Source organism: Exiguobacterium sp. A1_3_1 (genome assembly GCF_048985645.1).
GTDB classification, from domain to species: Bacteria; Bacillota; Bacilli; order Exiguobacteriales; family Exiguobacteriaceae; genus Exiguobacterium_A; species Exiguobacterium_A indicum.
On record NZ_WBYY01000189.1, the window covers coordinates 1 to 6,034 of the forward strand.

General features: G+C 47.3%; 8 protein-coding genes. 6 read left to right on the forward strand and 2 right to left on the reverse strand.

Annotation, left to right across the window (positions count from 1 at the left end):
• Window positions 1-103 precede the first annotated feature (103 nt).
• Together F8N00_RS15580 and F8N00_RS15585 are read right to left on the reverse strand one after the other, a co-directional pair.
• The gene (locus tag F8N00_RS15580; RefSeq protein WP_075642489.1) at window positions 104-610 is read right to left on the reverse strand and encodes an NUDIX domain-containing protein; all 507 of its coding nucleotides are present in this window, start codon (window positions 608-610) and stop codon (window positions 104-106) included.
• Window positions 597-1,154 carry a GNAT family N-acetyltransferase gene (locus F8N00_RS15585; protein ID WP_075642490.1) on the reverse strand — a complete coding sequence of 186 codons (558 nt, stop codon included), beginning with the start codon at window positions 1,152-1,154 and terminating at the stop codon, window positions 597-599. Before F8N00_RS15585 ends, F8N00_RS15580 begins: the two co-directional genes overlap by 14 nt.
• A gap of 144 nt (window positions 1,155-1,298) precedes the next feature.
• On the opposite strand from F8N00_RS15585, the gene F8N00_RS15590 reads away from it, so the two are divergent.
• From F8N00_RS15590 to F8N00_RS15615, 6 genes are all read left to right on the forward strand, one after another.
• Entirely contained in the window at window positions 1,299-1,559 is a 261-nt protein-coding gene (locus F8N00_RS15590) for a hypothetical protein (protein ID WP_055968430.1), read from the forward strand.
• Window positions 1,560-1,802: 243 nt separating this feature from the next.
• Complete coding sequence (locus F8N00_RS15595; protein ID WP_023468529.1) at window positions 1,803-2,003, forward strand: cold-shock protein; 201 nt, start codon at window positions 1,803-1,805, stop codon at window positions 2,001-2,003.
• Window positions 2,004-2,086: 83 nt separating this feature from the next.
• Complete coding sequence (locus F8N00_RS15600; protein ID WP_075642491.1) at window positions 2,087-2,452, forward strand: nuclear transport factor 2 family protein; 366 nt, start codon at window positions 2,087-2,089, stop codon at window positions 2,450-2,452.
• A gap of 124 nt (window positions 2,453-2,576) precedes the next feature.
• Window positions 2,577-3,641, forward strand: coding sequence for a 3-phosphoserine/phosphohydroxythreonine transaminase (gene serC, locus F8N00_RS15605; RefSeq protein WP_075642492.1), 1,065 nt, complete (start codon window positions 2,577-2,579; stop codon window positions 3,639-3,641).
• Window positions 3,642-4,799, forward strand: a complete 1,158-nt coding sequence (locus F8N00_RS15610) for a phosphoglycerate dehydrogenase (RefSeq protein WP_421018533.1) — start codon at window positions 3,642-3,644, stop codon at window positions 4,797-4,799.
• 14 nt (window positions 4,800-4,813) lie between these two features.
• On the forward strand, window positions 4,814-6,016 hold the full coding sequence (locus tag F8N00_RS15615) for a DUF1015 domain-containing protein (protein WP_336448918.1): 1,203 nt from the start codon (window positions 4,814-4,816) through the stop codon (window positions 6,014-6,016).
• Window positions 6,017-6,034 lie beyond the last annotated feature (18 nt).

The window sequence follows — 6,034 nt, forward strand, 5'->3', positions numbered from 1 at the left end:
AGACAGACTATAACGAACTGTCCTCATGGTGTCAAAGAAATTTTCGCGTTTTTAAGGTTTTTCAAGAACTTTATTCCGTTATCAGCAATTTAATGTTCGGTTTTTACCGATTTTGTTGTTGTAAATCTGTCAACCAGTGCTCTTCCCAGTCAAAATAGCTCGTTGCTTCGGATGCTTCAAACACATGATCAGGATAAGGCAGTGCCAAAGGAGGACGATCCTGTTTTGGGAAATATGCTAATTGTTTGGATTCCCCATCAATCGCTTCGAGCGTTCCGCCGACTACCTTACACTCGAATACTGTCGCTACATATTCAACTTCGTTTCCGTCTGGGTACGTCAAACGAAACGCCTCTCCACCGAAGGTCGCAATCAGACGAATCGGTCGGACGAATAGACCCGTTTCTTCATAGACTTCGCGAATGACTGCTTGCGCAGGAGATTCTCCCAGTTCGATTGTTCCAGCAGGCAAACTCCAAAACGGACCTCCTGGATCCTGAAAGAGGATGTGACCTGCTTCGTTTCGAATGATCGCTGCGACGCATGGTGTAAAAAGACGCTGCGTTCCGACAAGTTGGCGCAGATTGGCATAGTAATCAGAGATTGGCATGACGTGACTCCTTCCGGTCTTCTTTTAATAGAGCAAACAAAATAAAGTCTTCCCAGGCATCGTTGATGAAGAGGTTTTGTTTCGCGATTCCTTCTTTACGAAATCCGACTTTTTCAAGGACACGGATCGAGCCGATATTCTCTGGCATGACTTCAGCTCGGATCCGGTGGAACTGGTGGACATCAAATAAATGATCCACGAACAATCCGACCGCTTGTGCCATATATCCTCGTCCTGAAAAGGCGGAATCCAACTGGTAGCCAATCATGCACGTCTCCGCTGGTCCACGTTGAACGAACATCGCCGAAACATCCCCAATCAACTGGTCCGTCTCGGATAAAAAAACACCATACGCATAATAAGCATCTTGACGCATCAACTCTAGATGACGATGAATCCGTTCTCGTTGCCCTTCTATCGTGTATTGTTCAGGTGACGGCTTGATAGGCATCCAGTATTCAAAGTGATCACGGTTTCGCAAATTCACATCAAGGATCGCCGCTGCATCTTCCAAGATGTACGGACGAATGTATACAGGAAACATATAACGCTCCTCCATTTCCATTATTATCTTTAGTTCAAGAAGTTTGCGTGTTTCATAATTCATGTAGCGGGAATCTACATAATAGTTTCATTACATTACAGTGACAGCATACTATAGAGAAAACTGTCGAAGAAGGAGTGACTTATGTATTCAGACACTGATTTGCTCAATCAAATCAAACAACGCGACCCTGTCGCGTTAGAACGATTATACGATCGTTACGAAAAAACACTCTTTCTTCTGTTCCGTCGCACACAAGTGGAAGATGCACTCATTCATTCCGCGATGACGCAACTATTCCGAACTGTTTGGGAACAACCGACACGTTATCCGAACTTTCAAGGATTCATTTTGCATACATTACGACAACTCAGTAGTAAAAGAGAACATATTCCGACTCGTTGAAAGAATCAGTTATACTCTTTCGACATGAGCAGAATGAACCCTTTAATTGTATGCTTTATTCAGAGAAGAACAGCTTCGTTTGTTCTTTTTTTGTTTTGTCCTTTCTTTTTCGATACAGGCATGCTATATTATTAAGTAATTATTGTTGTTCGGTGGAGATACGAAGTGTTTCACTTTATATTCGATGAAATTGATCACGGTAGTAATAATCAGTGTGCCAGTCACACGCAGGAGGCAATACACATGGAACAAGGTAAAGTAAAATGGTTTAACGCAGAAAAAGGATTCGGCTTCATCGAGCGCGAAAGCGGAGACGACGTATTCGTACACTTCTCAGCAATCCAATCTGAAGGTTTCAAATCACTTGACGAAGGTCAAGAGGTTTCTTTCGAAGTTGAAGAAGGTCAACGCGGACCACAAGCAACTAACGTTGTAAAACTTTAATTTCCTTTAGACCCTGCTCACGCAGGGTCTTTTTTGTGTTTATATATGCTACACTAGCGATTCAGGAAGAAAGGAGATGTAACATGACACTCGAACAAACCATGCAACACCTTCAAGAGGCTATGCTAAAAGGAGATTTATCACAAGTCTCGCATCTATTATCTCCCGAATTTACGTTCATCGATGCGTTAGGGCGGTCTTTCGATGCCGAGACCTACCTCGATCATTACGTGGATCCTGCAAACATCCGCTGGTTATCCCGGACCGATGATTTTTCATACATTGATCATTTCGAAGATACGGCAATCCAGTATAGTTTGACAGAAGACCGATTTGAATACGGGACAACTCAATATGTTGGTCGTTTCCGGATCGTATCCATCTATCGTGCTACGTCAGATGGTTGGAAATGGCACTTTGGTCAACTGACATCTCTTGATCCGTCGTAACGGATTCAAGGGATGTTTTTGTTTTCATGTTCCATTCATCGTCAGTTGGAATTGCTTCTCATTTTTCATTCCGTTACACTTGAGGGGTACATATTTTCTGAAAATTCAAGAAGGAGTGTTCCTCATGACGGTTTATAACTTCTCTGCCGGTCCAGCAGTCCTTCCTGCCCCGGTCCTATTGAAGGCTCAATCCGAGCTACTCGATTATGAAAATTCAGGACAATCCGTTCTTGAAATGAGTCATCGTTCGCCAATCTTTGAATCGATTCGAGATGCGGCTGAACAATCCTTACGGAGACTGATGTCGATTCCCGATTCGTACTCCGTATTGTTTCTTCAGGGAGGAGCTACACTTCAGTTCGCGATGTTACCGCAAAATCTGGCGACGAAGACCGGACGGATTGATTTCATCGATACCGGCGGCTGGTCGACGAAGGCGATGGCAGATGCCAAACTGTACGCCACGGTCAGTGTGCTCGCCTCTTCCGCTGATCACGGGTATCGCTTCATCCCAGAAGGTCCGTTCACGTCAACGGCCGACTATTTGCATATCACTTGGAACAATACGCTCGAAGGGACGACGTATCAGACACCGCCACATGTCGATGTGCCACTCGTCGCTGATGTCTCGTCTTCGATTTTGTCTGAACCATTGCCAATCGAGTCATTCGATGTGTTGTATGCTGGTGCTCAAAAAAATCTTGGTGTCGCTGGTTTAACGGTGGTCATCGTGAAGAACGAGTTGCTTGATCGTGTTCCTGACACGATCGGTGCCTACTTACGGTATGACATCCATGCAAAACAGCGATCTCTTTATAACACGCCACCGACGTTTAGTCTTTATATGACGAAATTAGTGCTCGATTGGATTGAAGAGACGGGACTCGAGACGATCGCGGCACGAAACGTCTCACAAGCGCGCATGTTATATGAAGCAATTGATCAATCCGATCTATTTCATAACCATGTAGCCGTCAAGGATCGAAGCCGGATGAACATTCCATTCTCGACTGGAAGCGAATCGGAAGACGCTGCTTTCTTGAACTTCGCTGCGCGTCACGATTTGATCAATCTTGCCGGTCACCGCTCGATTGGTGGAATGCGCGCGAGTCTTTACAATGCGATGCCGACCGAAGGGGTTACGGCACTGCTTCATATCATGCACCGTTTTGAACAGGGGGAACGTTAAATGTATCAAGTCCAACTATGGAATGATCTATCAGACAAAGGATTAAAACGATTTACAGATGACTATCACGTCCAGCGGGAAACGGAGCAACCAGACGCCTTTCTCGTCCGCAGCAAGGATTTACATGACATGCGCTTTCCAGATAGTCTCAAAGCCGTCGCCCGAGCTGGCGTCGGTGTCAATACGATTCCACTCGATCAACTCGCGAACCGCGGGATTCCCGTCTTTTCGACACCAGGTGCCAATGCGAATGCCGTCAAGGAACTTGTCATCGGTAGTTTGTTCCTGACGGCGCGAAAACTCGTCCCGAGTCTGCTTTGGACGAACAACTTGCGCGGACCGGATATTCCGGAGCGGATCGAAGCGAACAAAAAACAATTCGTCGGAACGGAGTTACTCGGGAAACGAATCGGGATCGTTGGACTTGGGGCGATCGGGGCAAACTTAGCCAACACCCTTCACGAGCTCGGCATGACCGTCACAGGCTATGATCCACATATGTCCGTTGAGTCCGCTTGGCGCGTCTCGAATCAGATTCAGCGGGCAACACAGCTCGAGGATCTCCTCGCGACAAGCGACTACATCACGTTGCATCTCCCGCTCGTTGACGCAACGACAGGTTTACTCGATGCGTCTCTCCTCTCGAAGATGAAACACGGCGCGACCCTGCTCAACTTCTCGCGTGGCGAACTCGTCGATGAACAAGCATTAGCCGACGTACTCCGCTCCGGTCGCCTGGCGAACTATGTGACGGATTTCCCGAATGCCTTCATCTTGTCCCTCCCCCGAGTCATTGCCTTACCACATATCGGGGCATCGACGAGTGAAGCGGAAGAAAACTGTGCCATCATGGCAGTCGATCAACTGCGTCTGTTCCTTGAGACAGGAAATATCCGCAATGCTGTCAATTTTCCAGCTGTCGAGTTACCGTTCACTGGAAAACGACGGATTACGATTGCTCACCACAACATTCCGAACATGGTCGGTCAAATCGCCTCGGTGTTAGCACAAGAGTCGATCAATATCGCCAACATGATCAACGGTAGTAAAGATGCGATTGCCTATACGATCATCGATATCGATAACCATGCGGACGAATCGATCTCGCTCGACCGACTGAATCAGATTCCTGGCGTCTTGAAAACACGTCTACTTTAAAAGGAGTGAACCCCATGCCAACTTTCGAACCTTTTGCGGCGTTACGACCGGACTCAAAATATGCGGCAGAATTTGCCGCCTTACCGTATGATGTTTATTCGCGCGAAGAAGCACGTTCTGAGATTCGACGTCATCCGCTGTCTTTTTTACGGATCGATAAAGCAGAAGCCACCCTTCCGTCATTGATCGCTGAAGATGACCCACGCGTTTATCAGCAAGCAGCGCTTGCCTTCGAAGAGAGTCAAACAAACGGTATCTTACAGCTCGACACGGACGAGACATATTACATTTATCAGTTGTCAGACGGGACACATACGCAATCTGGTTTCGTCGGATGTGTTGCCGTCAGCGATTATGAGACGAATCAAATTCGTAAACATGAATTCACACGTCCAGATAAAGAGCGCGACCGTGTCCGACACGTCGAACAGTTACAAGCACATACGGGACCGATTTTACTGGCGCATCAGACGGATCCACAACTCGAAGCAATCGTCACGACGGTCACTGCTGGAGATTCCCTATATGATTTCAGCGTCGATGGAGTGACACATCGAATTTATAAAATCACCAATCGTAATCACCTGTTGACGATCGGGAGCCAGTTCGCCCGTCACGACGCTCTCTATATCGCTGATGGTCACCACCGTGCAGCGGCGGCAGCCATCGCTGCCAGTCGGACGGATCAGGAGGAAGCCCAACGTTTTCTTGGTGTCTCCTTCCCGCAGGATCAATTACGAATCCTTGGCTATCACCGTGTCGTCGAAGATTTATACGGTCAATCGGTCGTTGACTTCCTCGAGCGATTAGCCCATCGCTTTACGATTACAAAAGGACGCGCTGAACAAACGAAGTCTCACCAAATCGAGATGTATCTCAACCGGCAATGGTACACCCTTTCGTACAATTCTGAACGGATCGGAACGAAAGCGAATCTCGACGTCTCGATTTTACAAGAAGAGTTGTTGACACCGTTACTCGGTATCGAAGATCCAAGGACGGACGCACGGATCCAGTTCGTCGGTGGTCACAAGGGATATGCTGGTCTTGAGCAGATCGTGGACTCTGGGCATGCCGCTGTCGCTTTTCACTTGCATCCGACTTCGATCGAAGATTTAATGGCAGTGGCTGATGCCGGAGAAGTGATGCCACCGAAATCGACTTGGTTCGAACCGAAACTTCGGAGCGGTTTACTGATCCATCCGTTTGATTCGTAATGCACACTAAAAAAGCAA